The sequence below is a fragment of the Bacillus sp. FJAT-49736 genome, from assembly GCF_018343615.1.
GTDB lineage: Bacteria > Bacillota > Bacilli > Bacillales > Bacillaceae_C > Margalitia.
Genome location: NZ_JAGYPI010000002.1, coordinates 94,091 through 116,586, shown reverse-complemented (window position 1 = coordinate 116,586; position 22,496 = coordinate 94,091). Strand labels below are relative to the sequence as shown.

21 protein-coding genes, 1 other RNA gene and 1 riboswitch are annotated in these 22,496 nt (G+C 38.6%); of the genes, 18 read left to right on the top strand and 4 right to left on the bottom strand.

Annotated features, from left to right (window positions below):
- Positions 1-90 precede the first annotated feature (90 nt).
- From tpiA to KHA87_RS12160, 9 genes are all read left to right on the top strand, one after another.
- Positions 91-852: a triose-phosphate isomerase gene (tpiA, locus tag KHA87_RS12200; RefSeq protein WP_213095151.1), complete on the top strand. Its 762-nt coding sequence runs from the start codon at positions 91-93 to the stop codon at positions 850-852.
- Entirely contained in the window at positions 845-2,380 is a 1,536-nt protein-coding gene (gene gpmI, locus KHA87_RS12195) for a 2,3-bisphosphoglycerate-independent phosphoglycerate mutase (protein ID WP_213094445.1), read from the top strand. Before tpiA ends, gpmI begins: the two co-directional genes overlap by 8 nt.
- Before the next feature lie 26 nt (positions 2,381-2,406).
- Positions 2,407-3,699, top strand: a complete 1,293-nt coding sequence (gene eno, locus KHA87_RS12190; RefSeq protein ID WP_213094444.1) for a phosphopyruvate hydratase — start codon at positions 2,407-2,409, stop codon at positions 3,697-3,699.
- Between the two features lie 341 nt (positions 3,700-4,040).
- The gene (gene secG / locus KHA87_RS12185) at positions 4,041-4,274 is read left to right on the top strand and encodes a preprotein translocase subunit SecG (RefSeq protein ID WP_213094443.1); all 234 of its coding nucleotides are present in this window, start codon (positions 4,041-4,043) and stop codon (positions 4,272-4,274) included.
- 275 nt (positions 4,275-4,549) lie between these two features.
- The gene (locus tag KHA87_RS12180) at positions 4,550-5,296 is read left to right on the top strand and encodes an alpha/beta hydrolase (protein ID WP_213094442.1); all 747 of its coding nucleotides are present in this window, start codon (positions 4,550-4,552) and stop codon (positions 5,294-5,296) included.
- A 93-nt stretch (positions 5,297-5,389) separates the two neighbouring features.
- Positions 5,390-7,681: a ribonuclease R gene (rnr, locus tag KHA87_RS12175; protein WP_481748367.1), complete on the top strand. Its 2,292-nt coding sequence runs from the start codon at positions 5,390-5,392 to the stop codon at positions 7,679-7,681.
- A gap of 34 nt (positions 7,682-7,715) precedes the next feature.
- Positions 7,716-8,186, top strand: a complete 471-nt coding sequence (smpB, locus tag KHA87_RS12170; protein WP_213094440.1) for an SsrA-binding protein SmpB — start codon at positions 7,716-7,718, stop codon at positions 8,184-8,186.
- 154 nt (positions 8,187-8,340) lie between these two features.
- Positions 8,341-8,703: a transfer-messenger RNA gene (gene ssrA / locus KHA87_RS12165) on the top strand.
- Positions 8,704-8,894: 191 nt separating this feature from the next.
- Positions 8,895-9,893: a DUF3231 family protein gene (locus KHA87_RS12160; RefSeq protein ID WP_213094439.1), complete on the top strand. Its 999-nt coding sequence runs from the start codon at positions 8,895-8,897 to the stop codon at positions 9,891-9,893.
- 61 nt (positions 9,894-9,954) lie between these two features.
- On the opposite strand, the gene KHA87_RS12155 is transcribed toward KHA87_RS12160, so the two are convergent.
- Positions 9,955-11,199, bottom strand: coding sequence for a DHH family phosphoesterase (locus KHA87_RS12155; protein WP_213094438.1), 1,245 nt, complete (start codon positions 11,197-11,199; stop codon positions 9,955-9,957).
- Positions 11,200-11,411: 212 nt separating this feature from the next.
- Between KHA87_RS12155 and KHA87_RS12150 the strand changes: the two genes are divergently transcribed.
- Together KHA87_RS12150 and KHA87_RS12145 are read left to right on the top strand one after the other, a co-directional pair.
- Complete coding sequence (locus KHA87_RS12150; protein WP_213094437.1) at positions 11,412-12,359, top strand: RNA polymerase sigma factor; 948 nt, start codon at positions 11,412-11,414, stop codon at positions 12,357-12,359.
- A 16-nt stretch (positions 12,360-12,375) separates the two neighbouring features.
- On the top strand, positions 12,376-12,762 hold the full coding sequence (locus KHA87_RS12145; RefSeq protein ID WP_213094436.1) for a VOC family protein: 387 nt from the start codon (positions 12,376-12,378) through the stop codon (positions 12,760-12,762).
- A gap of 44 nt (positions 12,763-12,806) precedes the next feature.
- Here KHA87_RS12145 and KHA87_RS12140 read toward each other — a convergent pair whose 3' ends face one another.
- Genes KHA87_RS12140 through KHA87_RS12130 form a run of 3 tightly spaced genes read right to left on the bottom strand, consistent with a single transcriptional unit; the run spans position 12,807 to position 14,630 of the window.
- On the bottom strand, positions 12,807-13,379 hold the full coding sequence (locus tag KHA87_RS12140; RefSeq protein WP_213094435.1) for a ferric reductase-like transmembrane domain-containing protein: 573 nt from the start codon (positions 13,377-13,379) through the stop codon (positions 12,807-12,809).
- Positions 13,360-14,289 (bottom strand): FAD:protein FMN transferase, encoded by a 930-nt coding sequence (locus KHA87_RS12135; protein WP_213094434.1) that lies wholly within the window; start codon positions 14,287-14,289, stop codon positions 13,360-13,362. Before KHA87_RS12135 ends, KHA87_RS12140 begins: the two co-directional genes overlap by 20 nt.
- A gap of 17 nt (positions 14,290-14,306) precedes the next feature.
- Positions 14,307-14,630: a hypothetical protein gene (locus tag KHA87_RS12130; protein ID WP_213094433.1), complete on the bottom strand. Its 324-nt coding sequence runs from the start codon at positions 14,628-14,630 to the stop codon at positions 14,307-14,309.
- Positions 14,631-15,060: 430 nt separating this feature from the next.
- On the opposite strand from KHA87_RS12130, the gene KHA87_RS12125 reads away from it, so the two are divergent.
- The 7 genes from KHA87_RS12125 (at position 15,061) to KHA87_RS12095 (ending at position 22,477) form a co-directional block, all read left to right on the top strand.
- Positions 15,061-15,693 carry an NUDIX hydrolase gene (locus KHA87_RS12125; protein WP_213094432.1) on the top strand — a complete coding sequence of 211 codons (633 nt, stop codon included), beginning with the start codon at positions 15,061-15,063 and terminating at the stop codon, positions 15,691-15,693.
- An 89-nt stretch (positions 15,694-15,782) separates the two neighbouring features.
- Positions 15,783-15,984, top strand: a riboswitch (cobalamin riboswitch).
- 136 nt (positions 15,985-16,120) lie between these two features.
- Positions 16,121-17,962, top strand: coding sequence for a DUF4430 domain-containing protein (locus KHA87_RS12120; protein ID WP_249310434.1), 1,842 nt, complete (start codon positions 16,121-16,123; stop codon positions 17,960-17,962).
- A gap of 1 nt (position 17,963) precedes the next feature.
- Positions 17,964-18,551 carry a class D sortase gene (locus KHA87_RS12115; RefSeq protein ID WP_213094430.1) on the top strand — a complete coding sequence of 196 codons (588 nt, stop codon included), beginning with the start codon at positions 17,964-17,966 and terminating at the stop codon, positions 18,549-18,551.
- A gap of 13 nt (positions 18,552-18,564) precedes the next feature.
- The gene (locus tag KHA87_RS12110; protein WP_213094429.1) at positions 18,565-19,287 is read left to right on the top strand and encodes a DUF4430 domain-containing protein; all 723 of its coding nucleotides are present in this window, start codon (positions 18,565-18,567) and stop codon (positions 19,285-19,287) included.
- Entirely contained in the window at positions 19,288-20,175 is an 888-nt protein-coding gene (locus tag KHA87_RS12105; protein WP_213094428.1) for an energy-coupling factor transporter transmembrane component T, read from the top strand.
- Entirely contained in the window at positions 20,148-21,815 is a 1,668-nt protein-coding gene (locus tag KHA87_RS12100) for an ABC transporter ATP-binding protein (protein WP_213094427.1), read from the top strand. Before KHA87_RS12105 ends, KHA87_RS12100 begins: the two co-directional genes overlap by 28 nt.
- Positions 21,791-22,477, top strand: a complete 687-nt coding sequence (locus tag KHA87_RS12095; RefSeq protein WP_213094426.1) for an ECF transporter S component — start codon at positions 21,791-21,793, stop codon at positions 22,475-22,477. The genes KHA87_RS12100 and KHA87_RS12095 overlap by 25 nt, the downstream gene beginning before the upstream one ends.
- The last annotated feature ends 19 nt before the right edge of the window (positions 22,478-22,496 follow it).

The window sequence follows — 22,496 nt, the reverse complement described above, 5'->3', positions numbered from 1 at the left end:
AATTATGGCATTATTAAGATTTTCGTCTGAAAAACAACAAAGTCAATAAAAGAGCCAAAGGAATTCTTGCAATAGAAGGGAAGAATGAAAATGCGCAAGCCGATTATCGCAGGAAATTGGAAAATGTTCAAAACATTACCGGAGGCAACTGCATTTGCAACAGAAGTAAAAGGTCTTGTACCTAGTACGGATGTAGTGGATTCTGTCATTTGTTCTCCTGCATTATTTTTAGAGCGTCTAATCGAGATTACAAAGGACTATGATGTAAAAATTGGGGCACAAAACATGCATTATGAGGAAAGTGGTGCTTTTACCGGTGAAACCAGTCCAAAAGCACTGGAAGACCTTGGTGTGGATTATGTTATTCTAGGTCATTCCGAACGCCGTGAAATGTTTAATGAAACAGATGAAGCAGTCAATAAGAAGGTTTTATCTGCATTCAAATATCATTTAACACCAATTGTTTGTGTTGGTGAAACTCTTTCGCAGAGGGAAAACAACGAAACAAAAAAACTTGTTGGTTCACAAGTGAAGCAAGCTTTAACTGGGCTTACTGAAGAACAAGTGAAACAAACGGTTATTGCCTATGAACCAATCTGGGCTATTGGTACAGGCAAATCTTCTACAGCAGAGGATGCAAATGAAGTATGTGCCCATATTCGTAGTGTAGTAGCTGACAATTTTTCTAAAGAAGCGGCAGATGCCATTAGAATTCAATACGGCGGCAGTGTTAAGCCAGCTAATATTAAGGAATACATGTCCCAGCCAGATATCGATGGCGCATTAGTTGGTGGCGCAAGCCTGGAACCACAATCATTCCTTCAGCTTTTGGAGGCGGTAAGTCATGAGTAAATCTCCAGTTGCACTCATCATTTTGGATGGGTTTGGTCTTCGCAGTGAAACAAAAGGAAATGCTGTCTCTCATGCGAAAAAGCCAAATTTTGACCGCTATTGGAATGAATACCCACATCATACTCTTACAGCGAGCGGCGAGGCAGTTGGATTACCAGAAGGACAAATGGGAAACTCCGAAGTTGGCCATCTTAACATTGGTGCAGGACGAGTTGTGTATCAAAGCCTAACAAGAGTAAATGTGGCCATTCGTGAAGGTGAATTCGAAAAGAATCCAACCCTTGTAGAAGCGATTGAGCATGCGAAAAAGAACGGAACAGCACTTCATCTTTTTGGGCTCTTGTCTGATGGCGGTGTTCATAGCCATATTAATCATATGTTTGCTTTATTAAAACTCGCTGCTGAAGAAGGCCTTGATAAGGTTTATGTTCATGCCTTTTTAGACGGACGTGATGTTGGTCCGAAAACAGCTGCTAAGTATATAAAAGAAACACAAGAAAAGTTCAAGGAATTTGGCGTTGGTGAATTCGCAACTATTTCCGGCCGTTATTACTCAATGGATCGAGATAAGCGTTGGGAACGTGTGGAAAAATCTTATCGTGCCATGGTATACGGAGAAGGTCCTACTTATACTGATCCATTACAGCTTGTAGAAGATTCTTATGAGCACGGTATCTATGACGAATTCGTCATACCTTCTGTCATTACAAAGGAAAATGGAGAACCGGTTGCTACTATTCAGGATAATGATTCCGTTATCTTCTATAACTTCCGTCCTGACCGGGCAATCCAAATTTCTAATACATTTACAAACAAAGATTTCCGATCCTTTGATCGTGGAACGAAACACCCTGAGAACTTATTCTTTGTATGTATGACGCTTTTCTCTGAATCAGTAGATGGATATGTTGCTTTTAAACCGGTAAATCTTGATAATACACTTGGTGAGGTGCTTTCACAAAACGGCTTAAAACAGCTTCGTATTGCTGAAACAGAGAAATATCCGCATGTTACATTCTTTATGAGTGGTGGACGTGAAGCGGAGTTTCCAGGTGAAACAAGAATTTTGATCAACTCACCGAAGGTTGCAACCTATGATTTGAAGCCGGAAATGAGCGCTTACGAGGTAACGGAGGCACTTTTAGACCAAATTCAACATGACAAGCAAGATGCAATTATCTTGAATTTTGCTAATCCTGATATGGTCGGTCATTCCGGTATGCTTGAGCCAACAGTGAAAGCAATCGAAGCGGTTGATGAATGCTTAGGGAAGATTGTTGATTTGATTGTAGAAAAAGGCGGAACAGCGATTATAACTGCCGATCACGGCAATGCCGATGAAGTTGTTACCCTGGAAGGTCAGCCTATGACTGCCCATACTACGAATCCAGTGCCAGTAATCGTTACTAAGCAAGGTATTGAATTACGTGATGGCGGGATTCTTGGAGATTTAGCTCCAACGATGTTAGATTTGCTTAATGTGGAGAAACCTCAAGAAATGACAGGCACAAGCCTTATTAAACATTAATTTTTTTATAAAAGGAGATTGAAACCATGTCACTTATTACAGAAGTATATGCACGCGAAGTATTAGACTCTCGTGGTAATCCAACCGTAGAAGTAGAAGTTTATACACAATCTGGAGCATTTGGCCGCGCATTAGTGCCAAGCGGTGCATCTACAGGTGAATACGAAGCAGTCGAGCTTCGCGATGGAGATAAAGACCGTTATTTAGGAAAAGGTGTACAAAAAGCCGTTGAACATGTGAACGAAATAATTGCCGAAGCTATTATCGGTTATGACGTTACGGAGCAAGTATTAATTGACAAGGTGTTAATTGAACTAGATGGTACAGAAAACAAAGGGAAATTAGGTGCTAACGCAATCCTTGGAGTTTCTATGGCGGTTGCACGTGCTGCTGCAGACTTCCTGGGATTGGAACTATATCAATATCTTGGCGGCTTCAACTCAAAGCAATTGCCAACTCCAATGATGAACATCGTAAACGGTGGAGAGCATGCTGACAATAATGTTGATATTCAAGAATTCATGATTATGCCTGTTGGTGCTCCAACTTTCAAAGAAGCACTTCGTATGGGTGCAGAAGTATTCCATAACTTGAAATCAGTATTAAAAGCAAAAGGCCTAAACACAGCTGTTGGGGATGAAGGTGGTTTTGCTCCTAACTTAGGATCCAACGAAGAAGCACTTCAAACAATCATTGAAGCAATTGAAAAAGCTGGCTACAAACCAGGAGAAGATATTATGCTAGCAATGGATGCTGCCTCTTCTGAGTTTTATAATAAAGAAGACGGCAAATATCATCTATCCGGAGAAGGCGTTGTGAAGACATCTGCTGAAATGGTTGATTGGTATGAAGAGCTTGCTTCTAAATATCCAATTATCTCTATTGAAGATGGTTTAGATGAAAATGACTGGGAAGGTCATAAGCTTTTAACTGAACGTCTTGGTAAAAAAGTTCAATTAGTTGGTGACGATTTATTCGTTACAAATACGAAAAAGCTTGCAGAAGGTATTAAAAATGGTGTAGGAAATTCCATTTTGATTAAAGTGAACCAAATCGGTACTTTAACAGAAACATTTGATGCTATTGAAATGGCAAAACGCGCAGGCTACACTGCAGTAGTTTCTCACCGCTCTGGTGAAACAGAAGACACTACTATTGCTGATATCGCTGTAGCGACAAACGCAGGTCAAATCAAAACTGGTGCACCTTCTCGTACAGACCGCGTTGCTAAGTACAACCAATTGCTTCGCATTGAAGATCAACTTGGTGAAACAGCGCAATACCTTGGCAAAAAATCATTCTATAACTTATCAAAATAATGAAGATAAGGGAAAAAGCTGTCAGATCAAAAATCTGACAGCTTTTTAAAATGATTCATGGACAGAGTGAAATCATAATTCAGGCGAAATTGGAGATAATTCAGGCACAACTGAAGATAATTCAGGCGAAATTGGAGATAATTCAGGCACAACTGAAGATTATTCAGTCACTTCTCCAAATAATTCACGCGTATGCCCCAAATTTCATTAAATTCATTGTGTCTTTTTCCTGATTATGTTACATTAAAGTTAACTATTTGTGTTTCGGATGCTTAACTTAGATTGGACAACCGTCTAAAATCAGCATTCTTTCTCGATTGATTTTCAGGAGGTGGGTCTTCGTGCATACATTATTTTTGACTCTGCTTATTATTGATGCTATTGCCTTAATTCTTGTCGTGATGTTACAGTCTAGTAAAAGTGCTGGACTTTCAGGAGCGATTTCTGGTGGAGCGGAGCAGCTTTTTGGAAAGCAAAAAGCTCGTGGTATGGATTTAGTTTTACACCGAATTACGATTGTTCTCGCGGTATTATTTTTCATTTTTGCTTTAGCAGTCACTGTATTTGGAGAATAATAAACAAGTAATCAACCTGGCCACAAATGGGTCAGGTTTTTTTATACACTTAAAGGCATATCTCTGGAATGTTTGTATGTACTTTGTTAAAAATAATATGGGATAGTATTTGAAAAGGCTGTTTTCCTGTTGCTTTTGTTTCTTATTCTGTTATTTGGATCAAACCTTTATAAGGAAAGATGGCCCGAAACAAGCAAAATGAAGGATTTGAGAACATGTATGAAAAACAACAATCTAATCAAAAACAGCATATACAATAAAGGAGTATATACATCATGAAAATAGTTGCACCAAAGCCATTCACATTCGAGGGCGGGGAAAGATCTGTATTGCTGCTTCATGGTTTCACGGGCAGCTCTGCTGATGTTCGAATGCTTGGAAGATTTTTAGAGAAAAAGGGATATACCTGTCATGCCCCGATATATAAGGGCCATGGCGTTCCCCCAGAGGAGCTCGTTCACACTGGACCGGAGGATTGGTGGCAGGATGTATTAAAAGGTTATGAACATCTCAAGGAAAAGGGATATGAGGAGGTAGCTGTTTGCGGCTTATCGCTTGGTGGAGTATTTTCCCTTAAATTGGGTTACACTGTAGCTGTAAAGGGTATTATTCCTATGTGTGCACCAATGTACATAAAAAGCGAAGAAACGATGTATAACGGAGTGGTAGATTACGCCCGTCAATATAAAAGATTTGAAGGGAAAAATCACGAGCAAATTGAAGCAGAAATGGAAGAATTTAAAAAAACACCAATGGGGACGCTGAAAGCACTGCAAACCTTAATTGCAGATGTACGTCAAAATGTCGATATGATCTATGCTCCTACCTTTGTAGTTCAAGCAAGACATGACGAGATGATCAATACAGACAGCGCTAATATTATCTATAATGAAGTAGAGTCGGATAATAAGAAAATAAAATGGTATGAAGAGTCCACACATGTAATCACCTTGGACAAGGAAAAAGAACAACTTCATGAAGATATATATGAATTTTTAGAAGCACTTGATTGGTCTGTTTAAACAGTAGTATTAACGAATATAGAGGTTCCCATTATTGGAGGGATGAAATTGGAAGAAAATATACTTTCACAGGTTGAACGCATCTTGCATTATATGAGAGATGAAACATATAAGCCATTAACGGTCCAAGAGCTTGAAGAAGCATTTGGAATAGTAGATTCAACTGATTTTAAGGAATTTGTAAAAACACTTGTTTATATGGAAGAGAAGGGTTTAGTAGTTAGAACTAGAAGTAACCGCTATGGCCTTCCGGAAAAAATGAATTTAGTACGAGGAAAGCTGACTGGGCATGCGAAAGGCTTTGCCTTCGTGACACCAGAAGAGCCTGGATATGATGATATATTCATTCCGCCTCATGAAACAAATAATGCCATGCACGGGGATATTGTGCTTGTTCGAGTATCTGATCAGAGCTCCGGAGCAAGGCGTGAGGGTACGGTTGTCCGTATTTTGGAACGTGGCATTCAAGAAATTGTCGGTACTTACACAGAAAGTAAACACTTTGGATTTGTTATTCCCGATGATAAAAAGCTCGATAGTGATATCTTTATTCCGAAAAACGCCAATGCAGGAGCAGTTGAAGGCCACAAGGTAGTAGTCCGCTTAACTTCCTATCCTGAAGGCAGAAAAAATGCGGAGGGAGAAGTAATTAAAATCCTCGGCCATAAAAATGACCCTGGTGTTGATATCCTTTCCGTCATTCATAAGTACGGACTTCCGCAGGCGTTTCCGGATGACGTTATCGACCAAGCGAATCGGGTTCCTGACACCATTGACGAAAGTGAAATCGGAACACGCCGTGATTTACGCAATGAAGTAATTGTAACGATTGATGGAGCAGATGCAAAGGATTTAGATGACGCAGTTACAGTATCAAAATTAGAAAATGGTAATTATAAGCTTGGCGTTCATATTGCCGATGTCAGCCATTATGTAACGGAAGGCTCACCAATCGATCGGGAAGCATTTGAAAGAGGAACGAGTGTGTATTTGGTTGACCGAGTTATTCCGATGATTCCGCATCGTTTATCGAATGGAATATGCTCTTTGAATCCGAAGGTGAATCGATTCACTCTTTCCTGTGAAATGGAAATCAATGATCACGGTGAAGTAGTGAAACACGAAATTTTTGAAAGTATTATTAAAACGACGGAACGAATGACTTACTCGGATGTTAATAAAATTTTAGTAGATAAAGATGAGGAATTAATAAATCGTTATGAACCACTAGTTCCGATGTTTGAAACAATGGAGGAGCTTGCTGGGATACTTAGAAAGAAAAGAATGCTTCGAGGCGCAATCGATTTTGATTTTAAAGAGGCAAAGGTGTTAGTAAATGAAGAAGGCAAGCCTACAGAAGTCGTTCTCCGCGAACGGTCTGTTGCAGAAAAATTAATTGAAGAATTCATGCTTGCAGCTAATGAAACGATTGCCGAGCACTTCCATTGGTTAGAAGTACCATTCATGTATCGTATCCATGAGGATCCGAAGGCGGAAAAGCTGCAACGCTTTTTTGAGTTCATTACGAACTTCGGTCTAATTGTCAGAGGAACAGCAAATGCTGTGCATCCTCGAGCATTGCAGGAGATTATTGAAGCAGTGCAGGGGAAACCAGAGGAAATGGTTGTCTCTACTGTCATGTTAAGGTCCATGCAGCAAGCGAAATATGACCCTGAAAGTCTCGGACATTTTGGTTTGTCGACTCAATTTTATACACATTTTACATCGCCTATTCGAAGATATCCGGATTTAATCGTTCATCGCCTAATTCGTACTTACTTAATTGAGGGGAAATTGGATGCAGCTACCCAAGCAAAATGGGACGCAGAACTACGAGAAATTGCAGATCATGCCTCAAAAATGGAACGCAGAGCGGTAGATGCTGAACGTGAAACCGATGAGTTGAAAAAGGCGGAATTCATGGAGGACAAGATTGGCGAAGAATTCGACGGAATTATCAGCTCCGTCACCAATTTTGGAATGTTCGTGGAGCTTCCGAATACTATTGAGGGTCTTGTTCATGTCAGCTATATGACGGACGATTATTATCGATATGATGAACGTCAATATGCTATGATTGGAGAAAGAACCGCAAATGTATTCCGAATCGGTGATGAGATTACAGTACGAGTGATCAATGTTAATAAGGATGAGCACGATATTGATTTTGAAATTGTCGGTATGAAGAATAACCGGCCTCGCCGGGGAATAGAGGATAAGCCGCGTATTGTAAAGGTTCGTGATCATAAAAAAGATACAAAGCGAATGGGCCCAGGCCATGAGGGAAAGGCTGACGAATGGTCCACACGTCCTCCAAGCTCTAAGAAGAAAAAGAAGTCCTTCTCTAACAAACCAAAAAATACTCGAAAAAAGAAAAGAAAATAGGGTGCCTGGCACCCTAAGAATGGGGGAGTAAGAAATGCCAAAAGGGGAAGGAAAGGTTGTTGCTCAAAATAAAAAGGCAAATCATGATTATTTTATAGAGGAAACATATGAAGCCGGAATTGTACTTCAGGGAACAGAAATTAAATCCATCCGTAATGGGCGTGTTAACTTAAAGGATGCCTTTGCCCGCATTCAAAAGGGTGAAGTGTTTCTCTATAATATGCACATCAGTCCGTATGAGCAAGGTAACCGCTATAACCATGATCCTTTAAGAACCAGAAAGCTTTTGCTGCACCGAAAACAAATTAATAAATTGATTGGTGAAACAAAGGAGCAAGGATATTCACTAGTTCCTTTAAAAATGTATTTAAAGGATGGTTATGCAAAATTATTGATTGGCCTTGGAAAAGGTAAGAAGAATTACGATAAACGCGAAGACCTAAAGAAAAAAGAAGCAAAGCGTGAAATGGAAAAAGTATTTAAGGCAAAACAACAGTCGTATTAAACGACATATGAACTTTGAATGTAATAGTATACAGGAATTTACAATTGAAAAATACTAATTTCATGTTATAATAAAACATGTAAGAGCCAGTTAGATAATAAATTGTAACGCATTAGCTCAAGATGGATTGATCCTAAATCCCAATATTATATATGGGGACGTTACGGATTCGACAGGGGTAGTTTGAGCTTGGGTTGCGAGTCGAGGGGGTCGGCCTCGTTAAAACGCCAAAGCCAATAATAACTGGCAAAACTAACAAAAACCTCGCTTTCGCAGCGTAAGCTAGCGTAGCGGATCCTCCCTCCATCGCCCATGTGGTAGGGTCAGGGTCTCAACTTTAGTGGGCTACGCCGGACGTCCTCCGCCTGGGGACTATGGAAGAGAACAATCAGGCTAGCGCTCCGGGCGCCTGTCGATAGGCAGATGGAGTCGCGAAGCGCGAATATATCGACTACACTCGTAGACGCTTAAGTGGCAATATTTCTGGACGTGGGTTCGATTCCCACCGTCTCCACCAAATACATACTTGGTGGATTTTTCATTTTAATCACAATAAAGCATAAATTTTCCAATTGGAAGGTTTATGCTTTTTTATTTTTTTGAAGAAGTTTTTAAATGAGTTCCACTCCCACCAATCCATAAATTGTAATAATCAATATTCTATTTGGTTAAATTAAAAAAAACATAAACCGAAAAGAGGCAAAGAAAATGACCTCAGGTCAAATTCCAATCACATCATCAGAATTAGCGAACCTATGGAATTCTTATCAAGAAAAAACGATGATAATGCGGATATTGGAGCATTTTTTAGAGCATGCGGACGAGGAAGAAAAGCAGCTGCTTAAAATACATTATAATAATGCCGCCCAAACAGTAGAAACAATTACAACTATTTTTCAGCAGGAAGGAGCAGTCATTCCTGTTGGGTTTAACGATAGCGACATACAGAAAGGTGTTCCAAAATTATATGACTATTTGTATAACATCATGTATTTACATATGATGACGAAGGTGGAAATGAGCCTTTATTCTTTATATACGGGGATGTCCTATCGAAATGATATTTCGGAGTTCTTTATCGAATTAACAGCACAATCACAAGAAATCAATAAGCAAACCACGCTATTTCTTTTGGAAAAAGGGGTTTTGACAAGACCGCCATATGTGTCTATGCCAAAGGAAGTGCATTTTGTACAAGATAAGGATTATCGAAGCGGCTTTAAATTATTTGGTGAAAAAAGATCGCTAAATACAGTTGAGGTTTCCCTTATTCACCATGCTATTGAAACAAATCTCATAGGGATGCAATTAATGATTGGCTTTGCGCAAGTGGCGACAAATAAAGAGGTGCGGAATTATTTTGTCCAAGGTATGGATTTGTCTAAAAAAATTGAAGTGGAATTAGGCGGATTTTTGCGGGAAAGCTTTATTGAACCTCCCGCTACACATGCCGGAAAAGCAACGGATTCCAAAATTCCACCTTTTTCGGATAAATTAATGATGTTCCAAGCAAGTTTGTTAGCATCCTTTGGACTGGGAAGTAATGCTTTAGGCGGAGCATTTAGTTTACGTAATGACTTACCTGCTAAAATGGCATTCATAGCAAAGGATATCTTTACTTTCGCACAAGACGGAGGAAAGATCATGATTAAAAATGGCTGGATGGAAGAACCGCCTCAGATTGAAGACCGTAATCAATTAACTTAAAAATTTGGATTTTTCGTAATCAAAATAATAATAGGTGCAGAGCTCTGCACCTTTTTCATACTTACTTTACCATTTCCTCAATAAACCTTCGAATAATATTCTGATAGTTCCTTCTTACTTCATCCAGGGTAGCTGGCAAAGCAGTAGCCAAATGGCGAATATAATCATTATCGAAACGAAGCCAAGAAGCAAAGTTCCTTTTAATATAGAATTCTGCACTCTCATAGGAATCAAAGGCTTGTTCGATTCCTTTCCCATTATGGATGACTTCATACACTTTCTCAGAAGCTAGCCGGATATATGAAATTTCACCTTTTCTGTTTTCATAACTCGTTCCGTAAGCGGCACCTTTTACATTAATTTCGTTTCGATCTGGATCTGGCTTATGAGGCAGTAAAGAAAATACATTTGCAACAAACTTTTCAAAGGTTTCCTGAGATAAATCACAGCCTGATGCCTTCGGATGACCACCCCCACCATATCGGGATGCATATTCCGATACATCTATATGATCGTAAATGGTGCGAAAACCAATTTTTTTGTTTCCTGAATTAATTAGAACGATCATATCAAGATGTGGATTTAGTTTGTGCAATGCATTCCCGAGTTCCGATAAATATTGTTCCGCATGCACGATTCCAACACAATATTCATCCACAAATGCCTGAATGAGCTGGCGGTCTTTAGAGTGGATGTATCTATGTATTTTCTTGTCCTCCATATCTAATAGAAGATTTTCTTTATCTGTTAAAGAAAAGGAATCTGGATTGCTTTTCAGTCTTCTAATCAAGTCCTCCTCAAATTGCTCTCGATCCATCATATAAAATAAATCGTTTAAGCGTTTAGCTTTTATATTATTATTTTCGTCCCATTCCCATGTATCATATTGGCGGACGAGATCGACAAACTCATCTAATGCATCTGTTTTTTGTATTTTCTGATGCTTTGTGAGGTAATCATAAAATAGCGAGGTAGCACATGTTTTCTTGCCTGTTTCGTATGCTGGAACGACTTGAGCCCATTTATATTTGTTAAAATGCATGGCTGTTACATGATGGTCGAGCATCTGAATAGGATGTCCGTTCTGAAACCTTTTTTCTAGCTTTTTTTCTACATGCTCATTAACAGCAAGATCGGTAATAAATGTATCCGTTTGGAAAAATTCCGGATTATCAATAAAATGCTCGACGCGCTGATTTAAATTACGATAAGAACAATAAAAAACATTCGCATCATCTCCATATGCAAGCTTCGCAACAATACCACAGCCTAGTCCATCTAAATCTATATCAGTAAAAAGCTTCATCCTTTTGCTATCTCCTTCTCATTCACTTCATAAAGATTATTTTTAACATGAAAATATTTCTTATACTTAGGAAACGATTGTTTTATTTTGATTTAATACGAGAGTGGAATATACCTATTTATTAGAAAATAAAAAAAATTAGTAAACACCGTATAGTTTTCTAAGGTAGAATCGTTATATAGATAGATTTGGAAAAGGAGGAGTTATGTGCATTGTATAAAACGGAAATGCAGTTAATTGGAGAAGAAAGCAAAGATATTTGGGGGAAGTTCTGGAATCTGATTCAACCGTATCGTCATGAACTTTGGCACTATTGTCTAAAATTAACGGGTTCACCTTGGGATGCAGAGGATTTGGTACAGGATACTGTTTTAAAATCGTTTGCCTCTCTTTCTGCCTTATCACATCGAGAACAACCTTTAAAGCCGAAACCCTATCTCTTCCGTGTCGCAACCAATCATTGGCTGGATCAATGCCGAAAAAAAGGACTATTGTTGGATGAAAATCTGGAGGAGAAAAGCGGCATCGCAGAAGATTTAAACGACCAATTGGAAATAGGTGAAGTAATAGAAGGATTGCTGCGTAACTTGGCTCCTAGGCAGGCAGTAGTTTTTATCCTAATGGAGTCATTTCGTTTTACTGCTAAGGAGGTGGCAGAATTAATCGCAACGACAGAGGGTGCGGTACATGCCATGCTTCATAGAGCTAGAAAAAGGTTACAAACAACTAGTTTTCAAGATTTGACTAGCAGAAGTAGCGAAGTATCTTCTATCAATAAGGATGCCATTCAACTATTTATTGAGAAATATAACCAAAAGGATTTTAGAGGATTAGCCAATTTGATTATTGACGAAGCAACATATAGTTTTGTCGAAATGGGAAGTACGGAATACGGAAAGGAAACTATCACAAAATACTCACTTAATCCTGATAAAGAACGTAAGCACGAAAGTGTCTATGTTCATTCTTCATATCTGTGGGATAAGCCTGCCCTTATATTTGTGGAAAAAACGGAAGATGGTGAACGATTATTCGATATAAATACGATTGAATGGAAAAATGGCAAAATAGAAAAGTGGAAGTGCTATTATTTTTGCAGGAACTTTATGGAGCATGCGGCAGATGAATTGAAGCTGCCTTTAGCACCAATTAAATTTTAAAAAAGGAGACTTAAAAATGGAAAGAATACAATCTTTAACGGTTTTACTTGTTTCGGACTTAGAGAAATCAAAGGTTTTTTATCAGGATGTTTTAGGTTGTGAAGTAACAGATTGGTGGGCACTCCGGAATGATACAATAAAACTAGGATTTAAATTATTGCAGGCAAAGGAGGCTCAAACGATAAATCCAAACAGTTCGGAGGATGAAGTCGTGTGGGACGCTTATGCATATGCGGATGATTTTACTGCCTTAGAAAATATATATAATGAATGGAAACAAAAAGGCGCCACCTTTGCACAGGAACTTACAGTTTCAGAATTTGATTGGGGAATATGGAAAGAGTTTGCAATTCAGGATCCGGACGGTTATGTTTTGGCTATTGGCTCTGCGAATAAAGGGTAAATGAAAAAGGTACATCAGTTAAAATAACTGATTGTACCTTTTTTCTATTTAACAGAAGCTTTCTTAGGTCCATTACGAGGATGGACCACTTTCCATATAACTAATCCGCAGACGATAATAGCAGTAGAATAATAGAAAAACGAAATTAATCCCATTTTAGTATCCGGTCCTAGCCAAATACCATGTATAAGTCCAAGCAAATAGCCGGGAAACGATAAAAAGTGAATCGCTCGCCAAAGCTTTGCTCCTATTTTTTTCATGAAGTCAGAGGTTAAAATCAATATCAGCATTATATACAAGGAAATGGTTCCGATACCAATGGGAAACGCATCTGTTTTAGCTGTAAATGGGATTAGGATCTCTCCAAGGGATAAAGTTACATCTTGATCAAACATTAGAACAAGTCCATGCACTAATCCGAATAGAACCCCGAACCAACCGGTAGATTCATGAATAATATTCAATGTTTTGCGTTTCTTTGGATGGATAGATTTAAAGCTTTGGGAAATTCCCGTAACAATTGAAATAAACAATAAAAGATATGAAGTTAATCCTGCAGCTCTTGTTGTATTCCAAACCGGGAAAAGGTGGCTGAAATTAGCAAATAGTTGATTCAACTTTTTTCACTCCTTCCAAGCAATAGGTTTCCATTGCTCCGCCAACATGAATAGATAGATCCCTTTTAATACCGATTGCAGCGAGAGTAGGTTTTTTTCGGTTCAGCCACTTAATTCCATCATCCCATCCAAGAATGAGCAGACATTTGGCGTAGACCTCTGCAGTCGTTAAATCATTTGCTAGAATAGTAACCTGAATTAAATCCGATCCACTGCTATTATGGGAACGCGGATCGATAATATGGTGCTTCGTATCTCCTTTTGTTGTTTTCCAACTTCTTTTTAAAGTGCTGCTAGTTGCAACTCCAGCTTCTCGGATCACTTTTAAAGAAAATAAATCTTTATTTGTATACCGAGGATGTGCAATCGTGATATCCCAGCCATTCTGCCTTTCACCCCAGAGGAATATATCACCTCCAGCTGAAATTGCACCAAGAAGCTCTCCACTAGCTTGAAGCTGATTGGCAATTTGCTGAGCAGTCCAGCCTTTGGCAATCCCGCCTAGATCAATAGAAGCATCGATTAGTTTTAACCCTTTCATACTCTCATCAAAAATAATCGGATTCATAGGTATGACGAATTCTTTATCACCCTTCATAACTTCCTGCAAACCTAGCATTTCGAAGCTTCTATCATATCCAAGATCACAGATGATTTCACATAAGTAAGGATTGAATAAACCTTCTGTCTCTTTATAGAAGTCATCCGATGTTTTTAATACATCATATAGAATGGAGGTTGGGAGAAAGAGATGCCCTTTTGACCGATTAAATTGGGAAAGCTCGCTGTTTGGCAAAAAGCGGCTGAATATATTTTCTGCATAAAGAAACCATGATTGTACTAATGAGTGTTTTTCTTCCGATATATAAAAAGTGCTAATTGTAGTATTCATTGACTTAAAAGAATACATTAATGTACCAGTCCTTTTTAGGATGCATGTCCTCTAATTTGATTTCCTCCATCATTCTCGCTGCTATTATCTCCAAATCCACCACGGTCAGAAAAGCCACCATCATAATTTCCATCATCGGATGAACCTCCGAATTGGGAATTATTATTGTCTCTCCAAGAACCTGATTTCCCCCATGCTCCTTGACTGTCATTTGGAAAATAGGAGTTATTGTTTAGCTGCGAGGTTGTATCGGAAGAGGAGCTTTGTTGATCATATTTCTGTGACAATCCGACCAAGCCGGTAAAAACTGCTACACTAGATAAACCAACTAGCCATTTAATCCCCTTGTTTTTAGCCATATATATCACTCCATTTTGTATTATGAAAAAGCTCTTTTCATAAACTCTGTTGCATTTTGGACGAAAACATTATGTCCATCCTTTCATTGGTTAAGGATCAATAATCATCTAAAATAAAGATGCTCCGAAACCAAGTCTATATTCGAATGGAGACAATATACGAAGAGCAACAATAAATGCGAAATCTGCCTTTGAAAATGATTATATTCCCCCATGCTTAAAATAAAATTAACTTTTATCAAAGATTAAGAATCAATAATCTATTAAAGAAAAATAATCGGAAACTAATCTTAAGCTTTGATTGAAAACAAAATATGAAGCAAACATCAATAGGAAAACAGCGTTGCTAAAAAAGATTTTGAATGGGAGCATATTCTAAGCTAAAATAAATCACAGAACAATTTAAAAAAACGACTTTAGAGGTGCTAAAATGGCAGAGGAATTATTCGATATATTTGATGAAAAGATGAACCATATTGGAATTAAAGAACGGAAGGAAGTACACAAAAACGGATATTGGCATAAATCTTTTCACTGTTGGTTTTACCAAATAGAGGACGACAATTTGTATGTGCTTTTTCAAAAACGGCAGCATGATAAGGATACCCACCCCAATTCATTGGATATTACCGCTGCGGGACATCTTACCTCTGGGGAAGAACCAGAGGATGGCATTAGAGAGGTAGAAGAGGAATTAGGCATTCCGGTGAAAATGAGTGACCTTGAATGGATTGATATTATTCCAGTAAGCTATGCTGGAGATACATTCTTAGATAGGGAGTTTTGCTATACGTATCTTTATTCATTTGAACAGCCATTATCGGTTATTATTCCAGATATTGAAGAAGTATCCGGTATTTATAAAATTCCATTTCAACTGCTAACCGACTTATTTAAAGGAACGATAAAATCTATTACGATCGAAGGTTATGAATATTTAAATGATGTGTTAGCAAGTAATCAAATGGAAGTAAAAATAACAGATTTTGTTCCACATTCTCCAGAATATTACGATATCATTTTTGAAAAGCTTTCAAAGATACTCAGTAAACTTGAAGAGTAGAGGAATGAATATGTCATCCTGGAATTTAGTTGCAATTCATCCACTTGACATTTTCTTCATAATTAATCTATGATAATATCGATATCAATTTAATAGTGAGAAAGATAGGTTGATTGATGATAAATCGATCATTAAAAGGGAAGTCCGGTGAAAAACCGGCGCGGTCCCGCCACTGTATATGGGAGCTCTTTAAAAGACTAATATTAGTCTGAAACCACTGTCATGATGATGGGAAGGATTTAAAGAGTGTTGATCATGAGCCAGGAGACCTGCCTATTTTTTTGCACCAAAAACCTACGTGGATAGGTGGTGCTGAGCTCGAGGAATGATACATGATTATATAGCCTCCTGCGACGCACGACATCTTCACTTTAGGAGATGTTTTTTTATTTTCACAATTAATCGGGGGGAATATGAAGTGAAGTCAATGCTATTTAAGAGAGGTTCCGTTATTTTAACGGCAATCCTACTCGTCATGTTTCAATTATCAGGTTTATTTTCACAGACAGTTTCTGCTGCGACATTAAAAAATGCAGCGATGATTACAGTAGTCGATGAAAAGGGAAATACGATATTGCCACACGCTGTTTTGGAGATTAAAGATGGAGAAACAGCATTTGAATTTTTGAAGGAAGCAACATCGAAGGAAAACGTTGTTTTCGATTATTCAATGGATCCTAATTACGGGGCAAGTGTACAACAAATCGGACAATCTAAACCTGACTTTAATAAGGACGGCACCTATTGGGGATTTTTCATTAATGGTGCAGTATCTCAAGTCGGTGTTTCCACCTACAAGCTAAAAAATGGGGATGATTTATTCTTTAAAGTAGTCTCCTATCCGCCCAAAATGGTAACTGCCAAGGTATCAGCAAAGGACGCTAAAGGAAATGCCGTTATCTCGGACACAGAAGTCAAGGTTGTGGACGGTGCTAACGCATATGACGCATTGGTTCAAGCAGCCTTAGTGAAAAAAATAAACTTGAACATTGCGGTTGATTCTAGTTACTTTGAATTCATCCAAAATATCGGCAATACAAAATTAATGGAAGGAGATTTTTGGAAGACAGCTCTGAACGGGAAGGATTTACTCTCCTCTTTGTCTACAAATCCGGTTAAAGACGGCGATCATGTTCAATTAAGTCTTGATAATTATTTAACACCGCCGGATCCAAATACCGGAAAGGATAATGAAAATGGTACGGGCAATTCTGGAAATACAGACGGACAAAAACTGCCAAGTGTATCAAAACAGCAGCTTTCTGCCGCAATCAATAAAGCAGTAGCATATGTAGAAAAAAATGGCGGAAGCAATGAGTTTGAGCTAGTTGCTCTGCAAAAGTCCGGCAAAAAAATTCCGACTAGTTATTTAAAAAACATAAAAAAGACACTTAAAGAAAACAACGGTACATTCCGCAATGTGACTGATTATGAAAGATTGGCAATCGGTACTTCTGCTTCTGGAGGAAATGCCACAAATATCGAAGGATATAATTTAATTAAGAAAATATATACCAATGACCGAATGACTAATCAAGGGACAAATGGAGTTATCTATGCGCTACTTGCATATGACGGTAAAAATTATAAGGTTCCTACCAATGCGAAATGGTCAAGACAAAAGCTTGTAAATTATTTAGTGAGCCAACAATTGAAATCAGGCGGCTGGGCATTATATGGCAAGAGTCCGAGCATTGATATTACCTCTATGGCATTGGCGGCACTTGCACCATACAAAAATCAACCTAAAGTAAAAACTGCTATAAATAAAGCGGTGAAATGGCTGTCTTCCACACAGGATAAAAATGGCGGCTTTACGAGCGATATCAATGGCGGTGATGCGAGTGAAACAACCGCACAAGTTATTATCGGCTTATCTGCTGTCGGAATAGATCCTGCAGGAAAGGCATTTACAAAGAAAAACGGTAATTTGATCCAGCATTTAATGCAATTCCAACAGAAGAATGGCGGATTTGCCCATATTGTTTCTGACCACGATGCAAATTTAATTGCAACAACACAAGCTTTATTAGGCTTAACTGCATATCAGCAATATGTAAATGGTAAAGGATCCATCTATAAATTTTTAGGAACGAACGTATCCGCGGGCAAAAGCAAAAATACAATGCAAGCTACAAAGTCTACAACCGATGGACAGCCGCTTCCGAATACGGCTACGAACTATTATAATGTGCTTGCATTAGGTGCCATCTTATTAATTGCAGGAGCAGCCCTATATTTTTATAATCGCAAACAGAGAGTGTCATAAAATGAAAAAAATAGCTGCGTTAGTGATCTTGACCACAGGCTTAGTTTGTATCATCTATAGTGGCTTTCAAATCTGGAAAGGGCGGGAGCTGCAGGCATCCGCCCTTCATCAAGCGAAAGTGATGACAAAAGAATTGGGCAACTCCACTCAGGTAAATGATATAAAAAAAACAAAGCATGTAAGAATTACAGATAAAAATATTATCGGTTTATTAACAATTCCAAGGTTAGAGGAAGATCTGCCAATTGTGGAAGGAACATCTCCGGACCAACTTGAAAAAGGTGTTGGCCATTATGAAACTTCCGCTTTACCGGGCAGCAACGATCAAATCGTCTTATCCGGACATCGTGACACAGTTTTTCAACGTTTTGGCGAGTTGAAAAAAGGGGATGAGGTCACAGTAAAGCTTAAAAACGGTTCCTTTCCTTATATCATTGATCATATGAAAATTGTCGCTGCGGATGACCGAACCATCATTCATTCAACGAAACCGAGGGAAGAACTTGTATTAACCACCTGTTACCCGTTTCATTACGTAGGAAATGCACCAAAACGTTATATCATATATGCATATCCAAAAACATCTTAGGAGGCGGATAAAGTTGAAAATATTAAAAAAAACCTTCATCATGCTATTTGCTCTCATCTATATTTTCGCCATTGCCGGCTGTCAAAAAGACTCAGTAGGTCCCGCCAATCAGCCAGAAACCAAAATGAAATCCTCTACACCTAAGGAAAATGCTTCTGTTGAATCAAAAAAAGAACAGAAAAGTGACAACTCTAATAAAGCAGCAACTAATAATAAGAAAGCAGCATCTTCCAAAAAATTAGAGAGTGAAAAGGAAAATGTAAAGCTAAGCAAATCAACAACAGAAAAAAGCCAGCAATCACCTGCAAAAGCAATCACAAATACAAACAAAAATACAAATAAAAATTCAAACAACAACAGTAGCGCTACAAAAAAATCGAATACGAAAACTGCAACCAATAAACCAGAACCGCAATTAACGGTTACGATATCTATTATCAGTAAAGATCTGAAAAAAACCCTCGTAGCACCGAAAAAGGTTGAAATTCATAACGGAGACACGGTTTTATCGGTCACAAGGCAGGTCATTTCGTCTGTTAGTGTAAGAGGAAGCGGCGCTACCGCCTACGTCGAAGGGATCGGTGATCTCTATGAATTTGACCATGGTCCGTTAAGTGGCTGGACAGTTGCAAAGAATGGTATAAAGCTAGACCGCAGTGTAGGAATTAAAACGGTTAAAAACGGGGACTCTATCGTTTGGAATTATACGACAGATTATACAAAGGATTCAAAATAAATGAATAGAGGAATTCGTTCATTTCATCCTATCGTTTGTTTCCTATATTATGTGGGAGCAGCAGCACTGGTTATGCTTTACAAGCATCCGGTGTTTTTATTTATTGGTTCTATTATTCTAATTCTTTTCAATATTTCCTTGGACAAGGGAGAGACACTAAAAAAGTGGTGGAAGCTGCTTGCAATTCTTTCCGTCTTTTTCCTACTCCTGACCCCCTTAACCAATCATCGCGGGTCACATATCTTGTTATATTTACACGAAAATCCTATTACGCTTGAAGCTGTTATCCAAGGTATTATTCTTGCGTTATCACTATTTTGTCTAATGGTATTATTTACCTCTTATAATCAAGTAGTAACGGCCGACAAGTTTTTGTACTTATTTTCAAAATGGGTGCCGCAATGGGCTTTGCTAACGATGATCTCCATGCGTTTTGTGCCGCTGCTTAGAAGGAGATTATCGGATATAGAATTGACCCAGCGAAGCAAGGGTCTTTCCGTAAAAGATGGATCGCTGAAACAACGCTCGAAAAACGGCATCCAATTCGTGCAAATATTACTTACATGGTCTTTAGAAGAGGCGTTGCAAACCGCAGATTCCATGGCTGCAAGAGGGTATGGATTACGAAAAAGAAGCAAGTATAGCCCTTTTCAAATGAAAAACAGGGATTGGCAGGCACTTATTTTGCTTTTCCTCTTAAGTGCTTTAGGGATTTTTGGCTGGTGGCTTGGTGATGGCGTATTATCTATTACCCCTATTTTAGAGCCAATTTTTTTAGAAGGAAGAGAATGGTTTTATTTTACCGTATTTATCGCATATATCGGATTTCCGCTTGTTATCGAGGAAAGAGAGGCACTTCAATGGCATTACTGGAAGCGAAAAATATAACATTTCAATATCCCGACGAGGATCAGAAAGCGCTACATAATATATCCTTAAAAGTAGCAAAGGGAGAGTTTATTGTTCTGTGCGGCCCATCTGGGAGCGGGAAATCCACACTACTCCGCTTAGTGAAAAGGGAAATTGCACCGCATGGGAAAATGACTGGGGAAATTTTATACAATGGACAATTACTTGCTGATATTTCAAATGAAAAACTAGCTACGGCTATTGGAATGGTATTTCAGGATCCGGAAAACCAAATCGTAATGGACAATGTTATGGAGGAACTCGTTTTTGGACTTGAAAATATTGGAATGCCTACAGCTGAAATGCGTAAAAAAGTAGCGGAAATGATTCATTTCTTTGGGTTGGAGGATTTGTTGGAGCGAAAAACACATGAGCTTTCAGGCGGACAAAAGCAATTATTAAATTTAGCAGCAGTGTTATTAATGGAGCCTGATATTTTGCTGCTTGATGAACCGACAGCCCAACTAGATCCCGTTGCGGCAAAGGAATTTATCGGCATGCTTCATCGCATGAATGAGGAATTCGGGATAACCGTAATCATTGCAGAACATCGCTTAGAGGAATTATTTTCCCTGGCAGACAGGGTCATCGTCTTAGAACGTGGTGGAAAAAGGTATGATGGTACTCCACGCGGTATTATATATGATATTGGAAGAAATTCTGCCAATAAAATGTATTCCTATCTTCCAAGCAGTGCCCTTTTATATTTGGAAGGCACGTCAGCCGTTAATGAGGCTGAAATTCCACTTACTATTAAGGAAGGAAAACGCTGGATTGAGAAATTAAGAGTAGCGGAGGAAGCTGGTGCCTCGGATTCTAACTCCGATATACATTCATTTTCTAAACCACTCATTCAACTGAAGGGAATTGACTTTCAATATAATAAGCATCATAAGAGGATATTGAATGACCTTTCGCTGAATGTGTATGAAGGGGAATGGCTGTCTATTGTTGGAGCAAATGGAACAGGAAAATCAACTTTAGTAAGGATAATCGCCGGTTTGCAGAAGCCCCAACGTGGGTCATTATTTTTAAAAGGCAAAAAGATAAAAGGACCCTTTCCTTTTGAAATCGGATATTTACCGCAAAATCCAAAGTTATTCTTTTTACAGGATACAATTTATAAAGAACTCGAACAGATTGCCGATAGGTTTATGCTTCAGGATCCTGAGGGAAAGATACAACAAATGCTCGATGCATTTGATTTAATAGAATTAAAAGATCGGCATCCATATGATTTAAGCGGCGGCGAGGTTCAAAAGGCTGCTCTTGCGGGTGTCATGCTTTCCAAGCCTTCAATATTGGTAATCGATGAGCCGACAAAGGGATTGGATCCGGAAGCGAAAATAAAATTAGGAAACCTGTTGAAATCGCTTCAAAATAATGGACTGACGGTTATAATGGTTACCCATGATATTGAATTTGCCGCACAATATGCAACCAGATGTGCGATGATGTTCCAAGGAAATATTACCTCCATAGCTTCACCGCAGGAATTTTTTCGGGGAAATGCATTTTATACTACGGTAGTTAATCGAATAACAAGAGACAGTCATGTTCCGGAAGTTCTAACAGTAGAGGAGGCTAGGAAAGTATGGCACGTCCTCGATCGCTCCTAATATTTTTAATCGTATTACTATTTTTTATCTTAATAGCTTTTCAACTGATTGCTGCCCATCATTATTTACTCGTAAGCATTTTGTTCATGATTTGTACGTTTCTTCCATTATTCATTCGTTTTGAACGCCGTAAAGTTACGGGAAGGGAGCTTGTCATGCTAGCGGTTCTGGCAGCAGTTGCAGCCGTAAGCCGTATTCCCTTTGCATCTATTCCGAGCGTACAACCGACAACTTTTGTAATTATAGTTACTGGGATTGCCTTAGGTGCAGAAAGCGGATTTGTCGTCGGGGCTCTTGCTGCCTTAGTGTCAAATCTCTTCCTTGGACAAGGCCCATGGACACCGTGGCAAATGTATGCTTGGGGAATGATTGGATTGGCAGCTGGATTTTTGAAACATACATGGTTCATGAGAAAAGCGATTCCAAGATGTATTTTCGGATTTATCGCCGGAATATTATTCGGCTGGATGATGAATCTCTCCTATGTAGTCTCCATTTTTCAAACGATCACCTTTTCCCAATTCATTGCTTACTATGCTGCAAGCATATATTTCGATATCGCACATGCCATCTCTAATGTCTTCTTCCTTGCGGTATTCTCGAAAAGCTGGGTAAAAATATTGCACCGGTTTCGAAAGAAGTATGGTTTAATGGAAACATGAAAAACAATCTTTCGTAGGG